Origin of the sequence: Klebsiella sp., from assembly GCF_027492335.1 — a bacterium.
GTDB lineage: Bacteria > Pseudomonadota > Gammaproteobacteria > Enterobacterales > Enterobacteriaceae > Klebsiella > Klebsiella huaxiensis.
The window spans coordinates 42,169-62,274 of the sequence record NZ_JAPUEW010000018.1; the positions used below are offsets into that span (position 1 = coordinate 42,169).

15 protein-coding genes and 1 pseudogene are annotated in these 20,106 nt (G+C 52.5%); 5 read left to right on the top strand and 11 right to left on the bottom strand.

Annotated elements, in window-relative coordinates:
* From QVF11_RS07495 to uxuA, 9 genes are all read right to left on the bottom strand, one after another.
* Positions 1–555: a polysaccharide biosynthesis/export family protein gene (locus QVF11_RS07495; protein ID WP_287856012.1), complete on the bottom strand. Its 555-nt coding sequence runs from the start codon at positions 553–555 to the stop codon at positions 1–3.
* A complete protein-coding gene (locus QVF11_RS07500) occupies positions 552–1,838 on the bottom strand; it encodes an outer membrane beta-barrel protein (protein ID WP_287856014.1) in 1,287 nt (428 codons plus the stop codon). The genes QVF11_RS07495 and QVF11_RS07500 overlap by 4 nt, the downstream gene beginning before the upstream one ends.
* Positions 1,828–3,231 (bottom strand): undecaprenyl-phosphate glucose phosphotransferase, encoded by a 1,404-nt coding sequence (locus QVF11_RS07505; protein ID WP_287856016.1) that lies wholly within the window; start codon positions 3,229–3,231, stop codon positions 1,828–1,830. Before QVF11_RS07505 ends, QVF11_RS07500 begins: the two co-directional genes overlap by 11 nt.
* 340 nt (positions 3,232–3,571) lie before the next feature.
* Positions 3,572–5,020, bottom strand: a complete 1,449-nt coding sequence (gabD, locus tag QVF11_RS07510; RefSeq protein ID WP_287856018.1) for an NADP-dependent succinate-semialdehyde dehydrogenase — start codon at positions 5,018–5,020, stop codon at positions 3,572–3,574.
* Between the two features lie 223 nt (positions 5,021–5,243).
* Positions 5,244–7,352, bottom strand: coding sequence for a ferrioxamine B receptor FoxA (foxA, locus tag QVF11_RS07515; protein ID WP_112214020.1), 2,109 nt, complete (start codon positions 7,350–7,352; stop codon positions 5,244–5,246).
* A 121-nt stretch (positions 7,353–7,473) separates the two neighbouring features.
* Positions 7,474–8,466, bottom strand: a complete 993-nt coding sequence (locus QVF11_RS07520; RefSeq protein WP_142513173.1) for a helix-turn-helix domain-containing protein — start codon at positions 8,464–8,466, stop codon at positions 7,474–7,476.
* Positions 8,467–8,631: 165 nt separating this feature from the next.
* On the bottom strand, positions 8,632–9,408 hold the full coding sequence (uxuR, locus tag QVF11_RS07525) for a Uxu operon transcriptional regulator (protein ID WP_110273880.1): 777 nt from the start codon (positions 9,406–9,408) through the stop codon (positions 8,632–8,634).
* Positions 9,409–9,542: 134 nt separating this feature from the next.
* On the bottom strand, positions 9,543–11,018 hold the full coding sequence (locus tag QVF11_RS07530) for a fructuronate reductase (protein ID WP_287856022.1): 1,476 nt from the start codon (positions 11,016–11,018) through the stop codon (positions 9,543–9,545).
* A 75-nt stretch (positions 11,019–11,093) separates the two neighbouring features.
* The gene (uxuA, locus tag QVF11_RS07535; RefSeq protein WP_287856024.1) at positions 11,094–12,278 is read right to left on the bottom strand and encodes a mannonate dehydratase; all 1,185 of its coding nucleotides are present in this window, start codon (positions 12,276–12,278) and stop codon (positions 11,094–11,096) included.
* 527 nt (positions 12,279–12,805) lie between these two features.
* Here uxuA and QVF11_RS07540 point away from each other — a divergent pair.
* The 5 genes and pseudogenes from QVF11_RS07540 (at position 12,806) to QVF11_RS07560 (ending at position 17,597) form a co-directional block, all read left to right on the top strand.
* On the top strand, positions 12,806–13,738 hold the full coding sequence (locus tag QVF11_RS07540) for an ROK family protein (protein WP_287856026.1): 933 nt from the start codon (positions 12,806–12,808) through the stop codon (positions 13,736–13,738).
* Between the two features lie 100 nt (positions 13,739–13,838).
* Positions 13,839–14,813, top strand: a complete 975-nt coding sequence (locus tag QVF11_RS07545; protein WP_112214025.1) for a LacI family DNA-binding transcriptional regulator — start codon at positions 13,839–13,841, stop codon at positions 14,811–14,813.
* 318 nt (positions 14,814–15,131) lie between these two features.
* Positions 15,132–15,389: a YjhX family toxin gene (locus QVF11_RS07550; protein WP_110273875.1), complete on the top strand. Its 258-nt coding sequence runs from the start codon at positions 15,132–15,134 to the stop codon at positions 15,387–15,389.
* A gap of 10 nt (positions 15,390–15,399) precedes the next feature.
* Positions 15,400–15,944: pseudogene (locus QVF11_RS07555) on the top strand (GNAT family N-acetyltransferase); the annotation flags it as partial.
* A 24-nt stretch (positions 15,945–15,968) separates the two neighbouring features.
* Positions 15,969–17,597, top strand: coding sequence for a methyltransferase domain-containing protein (locus QVF11_RS07560; protein ID WP_462660369.1), 1,629 nt, complete (start codon positions 15,969–15,971; stop codon positions 17,595–17,597).
* Between the two features lie 47 nt (positions 17,598–17,644).
* On the opposite strand, the gene QVF11_RS07565 is transcribed toward QVF11_RS07560, so the two are convergent.
* The gene (locus QVF11_RS07565) at positions 17,645–18,808 is read right to left on the bottom strand and encodes an MFS transporter (RefSeq protein ID WP_110273872.1); all 1,164 of its coding nucleotides are present in this window, start codon (positions 18,806–18,808) and stop codon (positions 17,645–17,647) included.
* A gap of 16 nt (positions 18,809–18,824) precedes the next feature.
* Positions 18,825–20,102 carry a hypothetical protein gene (locus tag QVF11_RS07570; RefSeq protein WP_287856032.1) on the bottom strand — a complete coding sequence of 426 codons (1,278 nt, stop codon included), beginning with the start codon at positions 20,100–20,102 and terminating at the stop codon, positions 18,825–18,827.
* Positions 20,103–20,106 lie beyond the last annotated feature (4 nt).

Genomic DNA, 20,106 nt, shown 5'->3' on the forward strand with positions numbered 1-20,106 from the left:
TCAGAAGAAGCTCATGCCAATGATAATGGTATCCCCGGCCTGTACGGCGGAGTCGGCGGCGACATTCTCCAGCAGTTTACCGCTGCGAAGCTGGCGAATACGGATGTCCTGACGGTCGGCGCGATCGGTAAATCCTCCGGCCAGCGCAATGGCTTTTTCAGCCGTTAAGCCAGGTTCCCAGGCGTAACCGTCGGGTTTTTTTACCTCGCCTAACAGATAAATTTTACGATATTCAGCGATGCTGACGGTCACCATTGGCGCTTGCAGATAGCTACCGCGCAGTTTATCGGCAATCTCTTTACTGACCTGTTCAGGCGTTTTTCCTTTCAGCATCAGGGAGCCTATATAAGGATAATCAACGCTGCCGCTATTATCGATTTTTACGCGCATGGTGAGATCCTGCTCGCCGGAAACAGAAATATTAATTTCATCCCCCTGGCCCAGAAGATAAACGGTATCCGGTGGGGTTCTGATTGTCTGCTGTGGTGTTGAGCAGCCCACCAGCCATAGCGCCAGAAGCGGAATAATCACCCGTTTCCCGTGTGTAAGGATCATATTTGTACCTGCGTCATAAAAATAATTGCCGAGTCGTTGTAGCCCAGAGTGCGCTCGACCTCATGGTCGTAGTTCGGGCCAATATAGAAGACATCCTTTTCTTTGTTAGAGTGCATCGTGTTCCATTGCAGCTTCAGCTGAAAATTAACTGATGGGCGGTAATCGTAATTAAAGGTCAGTGATAAAAGGTTGGATTGATCCTTACGTCCATTGGTCTGGTGTTTGTAATCTTCTGTAATATAAGAATAATCAACCAGAGTGGAGAACCTGTCGACTAACCAGTGATGTTCATAGCCCAGACCGAAGTTCGAGACCAGAATATAGCCGCCGGAATCGGTAGGGTCTTTAATTCGCTGCGAGCTGTGTAAGTTAAACTTTATCTGCTCAAGCGGTTTCCAGTCGGCATTAATATCCCAGTTCAAGCCGTTGAATCCCTGTGAGTCAGGGTTATGGATAAAATCCTTATACAGCCAGGCGACGTTACCGTTGATTTCAGTCTTGCCGGAAAGGCGGTTTTTCATACCAACCAGCAGATAATACTCATTGCTGTCTTTTAATGAGTTGAGCTCATATCTGCGCTGGTTGGTAATAAAGCTGTAGCGATAGCGCAACGTTTTGGCCTTTTGGTCAAAAAGTTCGGCGACCAGGCTATTCTCATGCCACTCCTGATCGTGCATGTAGTAATCAAAGTCGGCGCTGGCATCCTGAATGCTGTCAAGATGGCGAAAGCGTAGCTGTTTGTGCATCAACGCAACCTCGGCTTTACCCCGACCTTCCAGTGCGCCATAGCTGTAGCGTAGCTCGCTGTTAAAAAAGCGCGTGCTGATAGGCTTATTAATACCAAATTCTTTAAATTGCTCGGGCAGAAAGCCCTCGGTGGTATCGCGGCCGCGCTCTTCATGGCCGAAAGTTTCATCCAGATCCAGCGACAGGCCGTGCATGCTGCCGAAACGCCATTTGCCGTTAAACATAAAAAAGTGATTGTTGCGGTTATCTGCGCTATTGCTGGCGTAATTGCGGTAATCACCGGAATACATCAGCAGGTAGCGATCTTCATAGCGTTCGCCGATAGCTTTGAAAATCGGTTTAATTCCCTGGTATGCGGAGGCGATTTCGTTGTCGCCGTAACGTTGCCAGGTCACGTTATCATTGTAACCGACGTCATAACCCACCTGGCTTTCGAAATCGATGCCAGCCACTCCGGTATGTGGTTTCGCTTGCAGGTCCGCCCATGCGTATGGAATTGAGAGCAGACCTGCAAGGAAAGTGATTTCAGAACGCATTTTTCCCCACAAATCCGCGGAAGAAGGTTAAAAAAACGATTTTAATATCCAGCAGCAGCGACCATGACTGGATATATTCCAGGTCGTACTGAATGCGTTTTTCCATTTTATCAATGGTGTCGGTTTCACCCCGAAAGCCGTGAATTTGCGCCAGTCCGGTAATTCCTGGCTTCACTTTATGGCGAATCATGTAGTTTTCGACCAGTACACGATATTGCTCGTTGTGCGCGACAGCGTGTGGGCGGGGTCCGACGATCGACATCGTGCCCTGCAGGACGTTAAAAAACTGCGGTAGCTCATCGAGCGAGGTTTTACGTAAAAAAGCACCAAAGCGGGTAATGCGCGGATCATCACGCTTCGCCTGAGTGACGACTGCGCTGTTTTCCATTACGCGCATGGTTCTGAATTTCCACACCGGTATCTGTTTACCATTCAGGCCGTAGCGATTTTGCTTAAATAAAATCGGCCCGGGTGACGTCAGCTTAATTCCGACGGCCACAGCGAGCATAACCGGGAGGCTGACCAGGGTAAAACAAGCGCCAAGAATAATGTCTTCAATACGCTTGAGTACCGCGCCTTCAGCTTCAAACGGCGAGGTGAAAATGCTGATAGTCTGGATGTTGCCAAACATCCGTAACTGAGAAATATGCGAGCTGTAGGAAAAAAGATCCGGTACTAAAAATACATCCACGGTGGTATCGGAAAACTCGTTTAAAAACTGACGAATACGCTGCTGTGCAACCATGGGGAGAGCAATATAGACTTCGTCTATCTCTCCTGATTTTGCCAGCGTCAGTAAATCGCGTGAGTTGCCTTTTTTGTTAATACTGAGCAAACGGCTATCTCGCTGGACGGTACGGTCCTCAAAGAAGCTAATTTCAATTCCACTATGGGTATACTCTTTAAATAGCGCCTGTTCGATAGCCAGTCCGGCTGGCGTTATTCCTAATATAGCCACTTTGAGTTTGGATTTGAAAAAATAGAGACTAGTAATGAGACGGATAAGAAACATACTAATAAATATTGCTGTTGAGCACAGCGTAATAATTTCAGCTAAAAGCAGAGCGTTTGTGTGGTTGTGATTATTCAGGAATAATTCAGCAATCACAAATAATAAAAATGATAGCAGGCCGCTAATACAAACGCTGAAGAATAGTTTGGTGAGTTTTTTTAAATACTGGCCTTTTAATTGGCTGGAGTATAACTGAAAGTGTTCGTTAGCCCGTATAAAAATTAGCGAGTATATTATTCCGAGGAAAAGTGAGGCCGTTGATGGTTCGACGAAAAAGTATTTTAAATAGGCGAAAATGAACAGGTTGACGGCAAAAAAATCCAGTAGCTTCATGAGCTTGCTGTAGCGTGCATTGTAAATTTTAATCGTGCTATCCGTCATCTTTTTGCTCGTTTTATAGTCAATAAAATGATGTCATATTTCCCTTTAAAGCGAAATTTATGTATATGAACCTATTCAAAAACCAAGCTTTAAATCGGTGTTGGTTATTGTAGCTTACGATTAATCTTATGTCTAATTGCCCGCAACAGGTGATGGATTGCCTTTTCTTATGAACAACAATATTTTTATCATTGTCATTAAACATAATGAATGATGGCTATGGAGAAATGATCGTTGTTATTCGTACGAGGAACGGGTCATTTTAAAAATGTTGCGCTCAGACCGAACTGATGTCGACTATAAAATAATCAGCGCCAGCCGAGGCTGGCGCATTCATGTACTAAATCCCAATACACATGTATTTGATTTCTAAATAATCCTCTATGCCATACTTTGAGCCTTCGCGGCCCTGTCCGGAAGATTTCACGCCGCCGAAAGGAGCGACTTCGGTAGAGATAATCCCGGTGTTGATGCCTATGATGCCGTACTCCAGCGCTTCGCCGACGCGGAATACGCGGCTTAAGTCGCGAGCGTAGAAATAGGCTGCCAGGCCAAACTCGGTGTCGTTGGCCTGCTTTATCGCGTCGGCTTCATCTTTAAAACGGAACAGCGGGGCGAGCGGGCCGAAGGTCTCTTCTTTGGCGACTTTAGCATCGCCGGGCACGTCTACCAGAATCGTCGGCTGGAAGAAATTCCCGCCCAGCTCGTGGGCTTTCCCACCGGTCACCACCCGTGCGCCTTTGTCTAACGCATCGCTAATATGCTCCTGCACTTTGGCAATGGCCTTCTCGTCAATCAATGGCCCGATGGTGATATTGGGCTGTAGGCCGTCGCCAATTTGCAGCTTACTTACCGCTTGCTGGAGTTTTTCGGCAAAGCGGTCATAGACGCCGTCCTGGACGTACAGGCGATTGGCGCATACGCAGGTTTGCCCGGCGTTGCGAAACTTAGAGGCCATCGCGCCTTCTACGGCTTTATCTAAATCGGCGTCATCAAAGACGATAAACGGCGCGTTGCCACCCAGTTCCAGTGAGACCTTTTTGATGTCCTTCGCGCACTGTTCCATCAGCTGGCAGCCAATCTCCGTCGAGCCGGTAAAAGAGAGTTTGCGCACCAGCGGGTTGCTGGTGAGCTCATTGCCGACCGCGCTGGCGGAACCCGTAACTACGTTAAATACCCCTTCGGGGATCCCGGCGCGGTTCGCCAACTCCGCCAGCGCCAGCGCAGAAAACGGCGTCTGGCTGGCGGGCTTGAGCACCATCGTGCAGCCTGCGGCCAGCGCCGGACCCGCCTTACGAGTGATCATCGCCGAGGGAAAATTCCACGGGGTGATGGCGGCGGTTACGCCTATCGGCTGCTTAATCACCAGCAGCCGCTTATCGGCCTGATGACCCGGGATCGTGTCGCCATAGATGCGCTTACCCTCTTCGGCAAACCACTCAATAAAAGAGGCGGCGTAGCTGATTTCGCCCTTGGCTTCCGCCAGCGGTTTACCCTGTTCCAAAGTCATCAGGCGCGCTAAATCGTCCTGATGCTCCATTATTAAATCGAACCAGCGGCGCAGAATATTGGCCCGCTCTTTGGCTGTGAGGGCGCGCCAGGCGGGCAGGGCGAGGTTGGCGGCGTCGATGGCCTCGCGGGTTTCCTCGGCGCCCATTTTGGGTACGCTGCCCAGCGGTTGACCGTTGGCGGGGTTGGTCACCGCGATGGTTTCTCCACTGGAGGCGTCGCGCCAGCGTCCGTTGATTAATGCCTGTTGGCGAAAAAGGGTGGGATCGTTAAGTTGCATGGTTGCGTCCTGTCTTATCGGTAAAAGCTGTGAATGCGTCCGGTCTGCGGCGTCAAACACTTGTCCCTGTTTAGTGTAGACGAACCTGCTCAAGGGACCGGGCACAGCACGGGCTGATGTGATAATCACCAGTTTAAATTTGTGGTTGTTTAGGCTGGTGGGACGTTAAAGCAGAGGATTAATATGCCGGCGCGATTAAAGCGCCGGGCATTATTTAGCTAAATCAGAACTTCCAGGAGACGCTGCCGACGATGCTGCGTTCTGCACCGAAGTAGCAATAGGAAAGCGAGTTACAGGCGGCGATATAGCTCTTATCCGTCAGGTTATTGACGTTCAGCTGCGCGCTAAGACCTTTAATCCCTACCTTCGACAGGTCATAGCCAACCGTCATATCCACCAGCGTATAGGACGGCAGGGTATGCGTATTCAGGCGATCGCTGGTGATCCCATTAACATAGCGCACGCCGGAACCGAGCGTCAGGCCATCAAGCGGGCCGCTTTTCACATCGTAGCTCAGCCAGGCGCTGGCCTGGTTGCGCGGGGCGTAAACGGCGCGCTTGCCTTGCTCTTCCGGACTGCTTTTCTTATAACGGATGTCGGTGTAGGTATAGGCGGCCTGCAGACGGAAGCTGTCCGTTAGCTGGCTGATGGCTTCCAGTTCCACCCCTTTCGACTCAATTTCACCAATCGAGCGGTACGGGTCGGTCGGCTCTTCTTTGGTGGCGATATTGGTCTGGTTGATGCGGAATACTGAGGCGCTGAACTGGCTGTTCATCCCCTCCGGCTCATACTTCAGCCCGGCTTCCCACTGCTTGCCTTTCATCGGATCCAGTATGTTGCCGTTTTCATCGGCGAAGCTGGTCGGCGTAAAGGCGGTGGAGTAGCTGATATATGGCGCAAAACCACTATCGAACAGATACATTAGCGCGGCGCGGCTACTGAAATTGTTCTTATCCAGATCACTGCGCGAATTGTTGAGCTTACTGATATTGGACACGCTCACCTGATCGTAGCGCCCGCCGAGCGTGAAGCGCCAGCGGTCCCAGGACATCTGATCCTGCAGATAGTAGCCAGTCTGGCGCAGCTTGTGTTTTTCACGGCTGTACATGGTGATGTAATCCGGTTTCGCACCGTAGACCGGGTTAAAAGCGTCTATGGCCGGGAATGCGCCGTAATAGCCGGTGGTGTCGTTGCTGCGATCCTGATAGTCAATGCCCATCAGCAGGCGATGATTCACGGCCCAGGTATCGACGCTGCCATCAAGCTGGTTATCCAGCGTAATGGCATTCATCTTCTCGTCTGAGCCGGAATAACCTCGGTTCAGCTCGGTTTCATTCAACCAGCCCGCGGCATAGACCTGATTTAGCTCGACTTTAGTATGCAGATAACGCAGCTTCTGCCGCACCGACCAGCCGCTATCAAACATGTGTTCGAAATTGTAGCCGACCATATTTTCTCGACGGTCGTACTTGTCGTAATCATCTTCCCCCTCGAAGAAGGTGTTAGCGATTTTCTTGCCGTCGTGTGGAACGACGGTGCCTTCATAGGGGAGGCCTGAATGGCTGCCACCCTCCGGATCTCGATGCAGGTAGGCCATTAAATCAAGACGCGTCTGGTCGGTAATGCGCCAGGTCAGGCTGGGCATAATCGCGTAGCGTTGCTCTTTTAAGGTGTCAAACTGGGAGTCCGCATAGCGGGTCATCCCACTTAATCGCGCCGCCACCCGATCGTTATCGTCCAGCGCGCCAGTGACATCAAACGCCGCGCCGCGCTGGTTGTTATTACCAGCAAACAGCTTGATTTCGCCGCCGGGATCGAATGAAGGTTTACGCGAGGTGAGGGCGACGATACCGCCGGGCGAAGAGCGGCCATAGAGCACCGAGGCCGGGCCGCGTACCACTTCAATATTCTCCAGGAACCACGGATCGACCACCAGGGAGCTGTGCGAGTTGGTGTCGCCCATCATCTTCAGGCCATCGAGATAGACGTTATCCAGACTGCCATCAGAGAAGCCGCGCAGGACGATATAGTCAAAGCGGTTGGAAGCGCCAATCTGGTTGCTGTAAACCCCCGGCGTATAGCTCACGGCCTGACGGACGCTGATCGCTCCCTGCTCTTCAAACTGCTCGCGAGTGATGATGGAGACCGACTGCGGGGTCTCAATGTCCGGGGTGGCAATTTTGGTCGCGCCGCTCTGCATCTGCGAAGTGACCACGATGGTTTCGTTTTTAGCAGTTTCCTGAGCCAGAAGCGGGAAAGCGACGCTGCCGGTCACCCATCCTACCAGTAGCGCCAGGCGAGTTTTCGCAAACATGAACATCTCCAAAGGTATTTCTAATTGTTAATAAGAATTATTACCTTTTTGATGCTTTCTATAGCTATGCGGAATGCCAGGATGCGTATGCGCGCTGCCAAAGCGTCTAAGTATTCTTCGCAAAAATGTAAAAAATGCATTAGCCCGGCTTTTGTACGTCACAGGGCGAGATACCATAGCGTCGACGAAAGGCGGTCGAGAAGTTGGTGGCGTGCTGGTAGCCCGACATCCACGCGGCCTGCTGTACGCTATAGCCCTCAAGTAAGTAGCCTCTTGCCCGCTCCAGACGGCAGTCCCGCAGATAGTCGAACACTGAGCAGCCGTAAGCGTGGCGAAATTTGCTGCGCAGGCTGCTGGAACTCATCGCCGCCCGCTGCGCCAGCTCATTGAGGGTGTAGTCGCTCTCCGGGGACTGCTCCAGCAGGCGGCGAACTCTCTCCAGCCGCTGCTGCTCGCCACCTGCCGGTACGATGTGTTTCGCACTTTCATCCTGGCACACGCTCAGACCATGGCCGAACAACTGCAAAATGAGCCCTTCCAGCATCAGCTGCCGGGAAACGCTACCGAGTACGCTCCGCTGCGCGTACTGCAAGCCGCTCAGCAGAAAACCCGGTATCTGCCAGATAAGCGTTGGCGTCCGGCATCTTTCCCATTCGCGCATCAATGAGTCGAGCAGGCCGTCGCGCCATGCGCCGTCAGGATACAGTCCCAGAGATAGCGTCCGTAGCCTGCTGTCCGCATCGTGGCGGGCGCACATCACCTGATGTTCGCTAAGACGGGACGTGAATGCCATCCCGGAGCGAACGAGATGCTGCTCCCCGTTCAGGGTCAGAGTGACGCAGCCTTCCAGTACGACCAGCATATATAGCGGGCTGCTATGGCGGGAGGTCGTCTCATAAGGTTGCAGCACGTGAACATCAGAATGGGTAACGCACATTCCGCACGGCAGCGTCATCTCTTCCACTTCTCCTCGCAGCACGAGGCTGGTGTGCGGCGGTTGCGGTTTTTGCTGCTGCTGTGGGAAACGGTAGTCGATACCGTAACGTTCGCCAAAGTCCATAAACTCGCTGACGGAGAAGGTTTTTCTCAGCACCGGGCGGGCAGGTTCATTCTGCGGGGTCATATTGTTCATGCGGTTTTTGGCACTGAGACAGGGTGTCATTGGATGGATCAACTTTATCACTGCGTGCGCAGTGCGACAATAATGATGAGAATCATTATCAATATTTGCTTTACGTATTGCCGTTACGGGAAGTGGAGTCGCGCGGGGAGTTTACCCGCGCGGTTTGATAAGAGGTCAGGCGTCGACGTTGTCCAGCGGCCAGGAGTCAAACAGGTAGCCGTCGAAGAAAATATCATCGACGTTGGAGAACTCCAGCAGGCGACGTTTGACGTTTTCCAGATGCTGCCACATGGCGAGCTTTGCCGCGCGGGCGTCTTTTTTGATTAATGCTGCAAGGATCCGTTTATGATCGACCAGCCACTCCTGGCGATAGTGGGTGTCCCCGAGGTGGCGGTGCAGTTGGATCCACATGGGATTATTTTCCCGCCACTGCCATGACTGGCGAAATAGCTCCACCAGCATACTGTTGTGAGTTGCTTCGGCGATCGCCAGATGGAACTGCATATCGCCGCTTTCTGAACTCTCCGGCGCGCTGCTGGCCAGTTCCTGCTCCTCCAGCTGTAAAGCCTGGCGCATTTTGATGATATCTTCCCGAGTCGCCTGTAGGGCGGCAAATTCAGCGATATTACTTTCCAGCAGTTGGCGCGCTTGCAACAGCTCAAAAGGACCGGCGTCATCGCAATGGCTGGCGTCGGCATTTTCAGCAGCCTCTTCCTCTACGGCGTTGTCGAGCACGTAGATCCCGGCACCCCTGCGGACTTCCACCAGCCCTTTAATTTCCAGCATGATCAGCGCTTCACGCACCACCGTGCGAGTCACGTCCAGCATCTCGGCGATTTCTCGCTCTGGCGGTAAGCGATCGCCAGCCTTGTACGGCGTTTGTACGATCAGATCGCGAATCATCGCGCCGACTTCCTGATAGGGTCTGTGCTGAGAAGTTTGTGATTTCATGGTGTTATGCAGTGGCATGCGATGGTGTGGTGGCTGACTATAACATTTGAGTGACGGGTTAGCATCTCTCACGCCTTAGATACGCAAAACAGGTCAACCAAATGTTCATAGAGTTGACCTGCGATTTAGAGAGATTAGACGGCGGTTCTTAATGCCGCGACGCACTCACGCGCACCCCATTTACACAGCTTGTGATAAGCCTGCGTAACGGCTTCGACGAAGTCACTGTTCTCCGGCAGATCCTGAGCAAAAATCCCGCTTAAGGCCAGCAGGGCGGTCACGCGCTCGGCGCCCTGGTAACGCGAGTTAATTTGCTGGATATCGGCCAGTAAAGGGTCGAGCACATCGATAGGTTGCCCTTGTTCATCAACCCCCTGGGTGTAGCGCATCCAGCCCGCCACGCCGAGCGCAAGATGACGCCAGTCGCTACCGTTGCGCAAATGCAGGCGTACCGGATCCAGCAGGCGCTGCGGTAGTTTCTGGCTACCGTCCATCGCAATCTGCCAGGTACGGTGGCGCAGAGAAGGGTTACTGAACCGGGCGATCAGCAGCGTGGCATAAGCCTGTAGATCGGTGCCTTCCGGCATGGATAGCGTTGGGGCCTGTTCCTGCATCATCAGGGCAAAGGCTGCTTTTTGATACGCCGGGTTGCCCATGGTATCGGCGATGGTTTCATAGCCGCCGAGATAGCCAAGGTACGCAAGGAATGAGTGGCTACCGTTGAGCATCCGCAGCTTCATCATTTCAAACGGCACCACGTCTGCCACAAACTGCGCCCCAACCAGGTCCCACTCAGGGCGGCCGTTGACGAAGTTGTCTTCGATTACCCACTGGCGGAACGGCTCGCAGGCAATAGCGCACGGATCGTAGACCCCAAGCTGGTCGGCAATCTCCTGCAACGTTTCAGGGGTTGCCGCGGGCACGATGCGGTCAACCATAGTGCATGGGAAGGTGGCATGAGCTTCAATCCACGCCGCTAGCTCTGGGTCTCTGGCCTGCGCCAGGCCCAGTACCGCGACTTTCGCCACATGACCATTCTCCCGCACGTTGTCGCAGGACATCACCGTAAACGCCGCCAGCCCTTGTTCGCGACGTAGGCGCAGGGCTTCGACGATGTAGCCAATGGCGGATTTCGGCGTGGCCGGGTTGGCGAGGTCGTGCTGAATTAGCGGGTTGTTGAGATCCAGCTGACCGCTGGCGGCATCGGTGCAGTAACCTTTTTCTGTCACCGTTAGTGAGACGATCGCCGTTTGCGGGCGCGACATCGCGTTCAGAATACCGTCGCAGCCGTCAATCTCCGGGTGCAGCGCTTCTTTCATCGAACCGATAATCTTCAGCTCAGTGCGCTCGGCGCCTTTTTCCGCTACGGTATACAGCAACTGTTGGTTTTTCAGATTCTCAATCAGCAGGCGGTCGTTACCAGGCATCAGGTTGACTTCGCAGATGCCCCAGTCGCTATCGCTGGTTTCCAGCAGATGGTGGGTATAAAGCGCCTGGTGTGCGCGGTGAAACGCGCCGCAGCCCAGGTGAACGATACGGGATTGCAGGCGAGAACGATCCCATGCAGGGCGTGTAACCGGCAGGTTGCTGTCGGCAAGGGTAGCAGTCATAGCAAACTCCAGAGTGGGTCGCAAAACGCGACCGAAGGGAGAGAAGGGCGGGACGCTCGGCCCCGCCAGTCAGGATCAGCGGCTAAAAAAGGCGCGCTGAATTGCCAGCTCGACGCCGCGGACTTCAGCCAGCCCTTTCAGGCGACCAATCGCGGAGTAGCCAGGGTTGGTTTTCTTTTTCAGGTCGTCAAGCATCTGGTGGCCGTGGTCAGGGCGCATCGGGATGAGATCATCTTTGCCTTCCGCTTTACGACGATGTTCTTCTTCAACGATGGCCTTCACCACTTCATACATGTCGACGTCGCCGTGCAGATGTGCCGCTTCATGGAAGGTTTTCGGGTTATCTTCGCGAAGGGTGGAGCGCAGATGGGTGAAGTAAATGCGCGGACCGAACTGCTTAATCATATCAACCAGGTCATTGTCGGCGCGCACGCCGTAGGAGCCGGTACACATGGTGAAGCCGTTCGCCATGCTGTTGACCGTATCGACCATCCACTGCATATCTTCTACGGTAGAGACGATGCGCGGCAGGCCGAGAATCGGGCGCGGCGGATCGTCAGGATGCACTGCCATGCGGACGCCAGCCTCTTCGGCAACGGGAATAATCGCCTTCAGGAAGACGGCAAAATTCTCGCGCAGCGCGGCTTTATCGATATCTTTATAGGTTGCAAGGTGCTGACGGAACTGGTCGAGGGTATAACCCTCTTCGGCACCCGGCAGGCCCGCGATGATATTTCGGGTCAGGCGCGCTTTATCTTCATCGCTCATGGTGGCGAAGCGCTGGTTTGCCTGGGCGATTTCTTCGGCGGTGTAATCCGCTTGTGCGCCCGGACGCTTGAGGATATGCAGCTCGAAGGCGGCAAACTCAATTTGATCGAAACGCAGCGCTTTGGATCCATCAGGCAGGACGTATTCCAGGTCGGTACGAGTCCAGTCGAGAACCGGCATAAAGTTGTAGCACACGGTACTAATGCCGCACTGAGCCAGGTTGCGCAGGCTCTGCTGATAATTGGCTATCCACTGTGCATAGTTGCCTGAGTGGGTTTTGATCTCTTCGTGAATCGGCACGCTTTCGACCACCGACCAGACCAGGCCTGCCTCTTCTACGATGGCTTTGCGCTTGAGGATCTCTTCAACCGACCACACCTCGCCGTTCGGAATATGGTGCAGAGCGGTAACAACGCCAGTCGCCCCCGCCTGACGAACGTCAGCTAAAGTGACCGGATCGTTAGGGCCATACCAGCGCCATGTCTGTTCCATGCTTAACCTCTTTCACGTTGTTGACCCGCTTCAGGCCACTGCTTTGGTTGGATTGTCGGTTCCCTGAAACCATATGAAAACCGGGGAGACCGGACGATATGGCGCATAAATTCCTCTAATTTGTCATACATGTCAACCGTAAAAGCAAAATTGGTTAACCAAATCACATGAGAGTAGGTTTTAAGGTGTGTTAACGGGAAAACAGGGCGGCGTGTGACAATTTTTCTTTGCGTAAATGTCCCCGACAGGGGTCAGGTGAGTGGTCATGGTTTACCAATTCAGTCACGTCTCAACCACATAATGGAGTCCGGTCGATACTGTTGGCCCAAGGGAAGTGTCACCGACAAAAGCAGTAAGTTGATATGTTTCGTTTTGTTTAGTAAACAATGTGTTTTTATATTTTTGTTTATGTGATCTTTATCACCAATGCGTATTAATAAGCTTCAAATAACGGATTTTTCACATAGGATAATGGGCATTAATAACTGTTTAGTAAACGGCGAATGAACGCTTGCTGAGGTGATAGAATGTTAAGTATGGGACTGGATATTGGCGGGACGAAAACAGAAGCAGTTATCCTCGATGCTCAGGGTAATGTCTTGTTATCAAAGCGAAGGAGTACGGTGAAATCTGACTATCAGGGATTTCTGACATCGCTGGTCGATTTTATTCAGGACGTTAAGTCTTCCTTCTCTGTCCCGATCAGCGTCGGTTTATGCCTGCCGGGAACAGAAGATGTTGATACCCGGCTCATCAAAAACTCCAATATCGTGGTCCTTAACCAACGGCCGCTGATTCAGGATCTGGAACAGGCGTTGGGTCATCCGGTCGCGTGGGACAATGACGCCAACTGCTTTACATTATCAGAATCGACTGATGGTGCAGGCGCGCAGGCGGGGATTGTGTTTGGCGCGATTCTGGGAACCGGCTGCGGCGGCGGGCTTTCAATGAATAAAATGCTCTGGCGAGGGCGCAATGGCAACGCCGGAGAGTGGGGGCATAATCCGCTTCCTCACTATGATTCGCTGCGGGATGGCGCTGCCGTAAAATGTTATTGCGGGCAGCTAAACTGTACCGAGTCTTTTATTTCGGGGTCAGGGCTGGCACGGCAATATAATCTGATTGACAGCAATACTCTGGATGCAAAAGCCATTTTTTCGCTTATTGATCAATGCGATCCTGATGCAACCGCTTTGTTCCTGCTATTTAAAGATCAGCTGGCGAGGGCGTTAGCATCGGTTATCAATATCTACGATCCTGATATTGTGGTGGTTGGTGGCGGGCTTTCGCGCATTCCGGAGATATTTACTAACCTGACTCAGGCTGTAGAAAAGTATATTTTCAATACGCAATGCACCACGCCAATTGTCCCGGCGATGCATGGTGATAGCAGCGGCGTTCGCGGCGCGGCATGGCTGGGACGCGATGCGGCATTGAGGGCAAGTGGCAGTACAGAATAGTTTTCAATGATACGAGCTCTTGCTAACTCATTCATTCTCCTGAACAAAAATGCAACATGAAGTATGATAGCGGTAACCGTAAATAAGGGGTAGGTCAGGCATGTTGAAGACAGTCAGGGTGAGGGATATCGCGCAGAAAGCGGGTGTATCGGTAGGGGCGGTGTCGCGGGCGTTGAACCATCGACCCGGGCTGAGCGAAGAAACCCGGCTGCGGGTGATGCAGATAGCGCAGGAGATGGGATATGACTTCTCCAGACTTCGCGATGAGAAAATTAAAAAGATTCTCTTCATACTCCACCGCCAGCATAACACCGCCAGTGCGATGAATTTCTATTCGCCTGTCCTGTTGGCTGTTGAAGATGCCTGCCGGGAATGCAACATTGCGCTCAGCTTTTTGGCGATGGGGCCGACGGATAATGTGACCCAACAGGTACGGCAGCATTCCCCCGATGCTCTCCTGTGCGTTGGGTTTATAGAGCCGGAGCTGATGGCGGAATTAAGAAAATTACCGCAGCCGATGGTGTTGGTTGATCACGCGATCCCCGGCATGGTCAGTATCAATCCTGATAATTACCAGGGTGGGATAGTGCTGACGCAGCATCTGATTGAAAAGGGGTATCATCGTATCGCCTTTCTGGCCAGCAGCCTTGCACATTACAGTATTCGCCAGCGTGAGAAAGGATACCGACAGGCGCTGTTTGAGGCTGGCATGCTGATGTCTCCTCAATATGAAGTGACGGCGCCCGCGCTGACGGAACTTACACCCTCTTTGGAATATGCGCTGGATGAACTGATGGCGCTACCCGAACCCCCTGATGCCCTGTTTTGTTACAACGATGCGGCGGCTATCGTGGCGATGAATTATTGCCATCAAAATGGGATAAGAGTGCCAGAGGATCTGGCTATCGTCGGCTTCGATGATATTGATTTATCCAGCCACCTGACGCCCGCGCTGACCACGATAGCCATTGATAAAGAATCATTAGGCAAGCGGGCCGTGGAAGAGCTTATTTGCCGCTCGAGTGCAGATAATATTTTATTGCCCGTGCAGCTCAGGCTGAGAAATAGCGCGTAAAGGCAATTTTTTGTTAGCGAGCACAGAGAATAAAAGAAAGCTGATACCCGGATAGCATGGTTTTTGTACTCGCCGCGATTCCTTTGAGATCACATTTTCCAGCTTTGATTATTCCCATCCATGCTCTCTCTGTTATCATTCGCATTGAATATACCTATCAACTCTCACCGAGGCTTTGATGCTGGAGAATGTAATCATTAGATAATCAGCTTCCCGACCTTCTCAGGCCGGACTGGTTATCGCTGCGCTTAAACTTTACGCGAACACTTTTGGGTGTTGGCTCGTTTTTACGCATGATGATTAACAGGTTTCTTCAGTATGAATCTATCCCGTCAGGAACAACGTACCTTACACGTTCTCGCTAAAGGTGGTCGGATCGCGCACGTTCGCGATACTTCAGGCCGCGTGACCTCTGTTGAATGCTACAGCCGCGAAGGGCTTCTGCTCACCGACTGTACTCTCGCCGTTTTCAAAAAACTCAAAACCAAAAAGCTGATTAAGTCCGTCAATGGGCAGCCCTACCGCATCAATACCACCGGACTGAACAACGTTCGCGCCCAGTTGGATAATCGCTAAGGAGCATCTGATGACAAACCACAACTTCACTTTTCATATCACTACCGAAGGTGACGCCGGTGATATTTGCGAGGTCGAAACCCGAGCGTTCGGCTTTAGCAAAGAGGCTGAGCTGGTGGTCGATTTGCTCAACGATGAAAGCGCTTGCCCGAGGTTATCTCTGCTGGCCAGACATAATGGAAAAGCGGTTGGGCATATTTTGTTCACCCGGGCGACATTTAAAGGAGAGTCTGACTCTCCGATGATGCATATCCTTGCTCCTCTGGCGGTAATACCAGAATACCAGGGCATGGGGGTTGGCGGATGGCTAATCCAAAGCGGTATTGAGCATCTGAAGGCGATGGGGAGCCTGGCGGTATTTGTTCTGGGACATGCCACTTATTACCCGCGGCATGGCTTTGAACCTTGCGCCGGAGATAAAGGCTATCCGGCCCCTTATCCCATCCCGGAGGAACATAAAGCCTGCTGGATGTTGCAACTGCTTTCGGCCGAACCGCTGGGGAGAACGGGTCAGATACAGTGCGCTCGCGCGTTGATGAAACCCGAGCATTGGCGCGAGTAATCAATAAGGAAATGATAATGACTATTGGCACGATTATTACCGGTACCAGACACGTAGCGTTGTTATCCGGGGAGCGCAAAATTCCCTGGGATGAACCCGCTTTTAGCCAGCGTATGCTGGAGAACCATCTTTCACAGGATCACGACTGGGCCAGCCGCAGGCTGGTGGTTATTGAACAGCAGGTGGCGTGGATTGCCGGGCAGTTACCTGCAGGCGCTCGCATTCTGGATCTTGGCTGCGGGCCGGGCTTTTACACCCGCCAGTTGGCTGAGCGCGGCTTTTGCTGTACGGGCGTGGATTTTTCTCCGGCCTCGATCGCCTGGGCCCGCCGGCAGGCGCAGACCGCCGAGCTGAATATTGATTATCAGCAGCAGGATGTACGCACCTACGAGCCGGGAGAACAGTTTGATTTCATCATGATGACCTTTGGTGAACTGAACGTGTTCAGCGCGGCAGATGCACGCTCGCTGATTAACCGCTGTGCGCAGTGGCTGGCCCCGGGGGGAAAACTGCTTATCGAGGTTCATACTTATGATGAAGTTAAACGTCAGGGAATGGCGAAACCCGGTTGGCAGCGCTGTCCGCAGGGGCTGTTTCTTGCCACGCCGCATCTGCTGCTGACGGAGCACGCCTGGGAGCCGGTAGCGCAAACCAGCTCAACGCTGTTTATGGCAATTGAAGAGAACGGCAACGTGACGCGCTTCGGCAGCCAAATGACGGCCTGGCAGGATGAAGAGTACCTCGACCTGCTGCGCACGGCAGGTTTTACCACGATTATCCGCCCGGATAGGGCGGAATGGCCGGCCAGCGAGACCTTTGAAGGCAAGCTATATGTGCTGCTGGCGGAAAAAAATGAACCCAATTCTCTTACTTCAAATTCAATAAAAGGAATTCCAACATTGGATATCCCACGTATTTTTACCATTAGTGAAAGCGCTCACCGCATCCATAATCCATTTACACCGGAAAAATATGCCACGCTGGGCCGCGTGTTACGTATGAAACCAGGAACCCGGATACTCGACCTCGGCAGCGGTTCGGGAGAAATGCTTTGTACATGGGCTCGGGACCACGGTATTAGCGGTATCGGTGTCGATATGAGCGTGCTATTTAGCCAGCAGGCTAAACAGCGGGCGCAAGAACTTGGCGTTGCCGACAGCGTTGATTTTATCCATCAGGATGCTGCCGGTTATGTCGCCGATGAAAAATGCGATATCGCAGCCTGCGTGGGTGCCACCTGGATTGGCGGCGGCGTGGCCGGGACTATTGAGCTGCTGAGTAAAAGCCTCAACCCTGGCGGCATGCTGCTGATCGGCGAGCCGTACTGGCGTCAGGTTCCGGCAACGGAAGAAATTGCACAAGCTTGTGGCGTCTCTTCGCTTTCGGACTTTCTCACTCTTTCCGAATTGGTTTCCTCTTTCGATAAGCTTGGCTACGACCTTGTGGAGATGGTGCTGGCCGATCAGGAGGGCTGGGATCGCTACGAAGCGGCTAAGTGGCTCACCCTGCGCCGCTGGTTAGAGGAACATCCGGACGATGACTTTGCGCCAGAAGCCCGGGCTGAGCTGACGATAGCGCCAAAACGCCATGTAACGTATACACGTGAATATTTTGGCTGGGGCGTGTTTGCTCTAATAGCACGATAGTTGAAAATACCCGGCATAGCTTAAGGGTTATGCCGGGTTCACATTGCTTAATTTTCCGGGTTTTCTCTAATAAACAAAGTAAGAACGAAGAAAATGGCGACAAAAGCGATAATCAAGTTGAAGCCTAACGAGACGCCATACATCTGGGAGACCTGGCCGATAAGCCAGCCTGCAAAGGCACCACCCATTCCCGAGGCGACGTAAATCAGTCCCATGGTCGAGCCGCTTTTATCGGTGAGTTTTGTTGCCACGGCGGAGGCTGTCGGGAACAGGACCGACATGGCAAAACCAAACACCATAAACAGATAGACAAATTGGCTGGCAAAGTAGCGGCTGGCAATGATGGCGAGCAGCGAGAACAGCGAGAACAGGATTAAGGTTTTGCGGTCGCCCAGCTTGAGGTTGATAAACCCGCCAATAAAGCGACCGATGGTGAACAGCATGGCAAAGCTGGATATGACGTAAGCCGCTGTGACCATTTTGTCTTCAGCAGAAGCGCCAACAACGTCAAGCGAGCTGTAAAATATCGGGAAAAAGTTCAGGAACGCCGCTTCGGCAGCGACGTAGAACAGGATAAAACCAATCACCAGCAGCAGGCGTCCCTGGCTAAGAATATGGATAAAATCAGAGAGCTGCATGTCCATACCCTGTGCTTTTTCCAGCTTCAGGCTGCTGAGCACCAGAATGATGATGGCGACAATAATGGCAATCCCGACGTAGAACAGTCGCCATGAGACGTGATGGGAGAAAAGCTGCTGTAAAATCAGCGGAGTGGCAATCATTCCCACGCCGAACATGGCGTTAGAGACGTTGAACATCATGCCAGCTTTTTCTTTATAGAAGGTTGGGATGACGGTAATGATTGAGACCAGCATCGAGCCGATGCCCAGGCCAACAATCAGATAGAAGCCGAAAAACAGCAGCACGCTGAACGCCAGGCTGGTACCGACCAGACCGACGGCCATCATCAGCGAGCCGATCAGCATCATGATCTTCAGCCCTTTCTTATCGGTAAAGTAGCCGGTAAGCAGGCTGGCAACCAGAAAGCCTATCTGGAAGAACATAATCAGCGTGCCTATCTGCCCCATGTTCAGATTGATGTCGTGCTGGACCTGCTCAAGTATCAGACCTTTTGTGTTCTGTATGCCGCCAAGAAGAAACATGGTGACAAACAGCAGGAAAAATACTTTCCATTTTTGTTGGTTAGCCATTGTTGATTCCCCTGTGTTAGCTAGTGGGCTGCTGATAATGGTTGCCTGCGGCGTCGAAAAGCGACTGTTCCGCCCAGCCATAGCAGTAATAAAGCAGATCGTCGCAGTCGCTTTGCTCTGCGGCATGAATGGCCTCCAGTAGTGCCTCTGGAGGCAAATTCCACATCTGGATCCCGCTGTAAATAAAGGTCCCTGGTTGTGATTTTTCGCGAACAAGGTTGTTTTGCTGCTTCACAAATTCAATCGGGAAACCCTCCGCTTTGAACTGTTGATAGCTGATGTCGTAGGGCAGATTGAACAGGCGCATAAAGGCGCGGAAGGCGCTTTCACGCTGGGTATCATCTTTGGCGAAATATTCAATCAGCCCCTGAACGTCCGCGCCGCCGCCGAGCTTATGGTAAGGGAAGTGCTTTAGCGCTTTGGAAGAGCGGGTCAGCGCCTGATAATCCTGACCTAAAATCCAGGCGTAGGCTGGTGGCCAGAGATCGAGCCACAGTTCGCTACGCCCGGCGTCCCTGTCGCTAATCCCGGACAGCAGGTTCTGTACAAAGCGGGAGACGCTATGCTGGCGGAACGCCATCCAGCGTTGCAGGAGTGGGTCATTTAATAACGCATCGACGGTGGCATCGTACTGGCTGGACTTCATTTGAGCCACCAGGTTTTCCAGGCGTGCGCGTACCGCATCAACGTTGATGCCGATTCGGGTCATTTCGCTTTGACAGTGCGGGCAGAAGCAGGTGAATAATCCTCTGGGACTGACATTTTTACCTGCCCAGTCGGGATAGCGGATGCGGTCAATCAGGAATGTTGAATAACCATACTGAGCTTTAATAGCGCTGAAAGTGGCAATCCAGAGTTCAATAACGTCCGGGCCGTTAGGGCACAGCCAGTGCTCAACCGGGTTGCTGCGAAAATCAATCACCTGATTGTTTTCAATCTGTCCGGCAAAATCGCCATTGAGAATGTTAACCCAGGGGATCACCTTATAAGGACCGTTATCGGTCGCCTGCTTCAGATCCTGCATAGGATCGGATCCCGCAAGAATCGTGGGATCGACGCGCTGGTTCAGGCGCTGCGATGGCATGTCGAGTTTGGCATGCAGCGTGGCGGTACCTTGCACAAATTCATGCTTAGGGTTGTGCGGCAGGCGGCCTGTAGGATAGGGGTTGCGTTCAAAGATGGTATTGACCTCAACAAAGAGGCTATCGACGCCGTTCATTTTGTTAATGCGGTCAAGTATCGAGTCGACGCCTTCATCAAGAATATCGTGTGGGTGTAGATGGATCCCGGCCATTGGC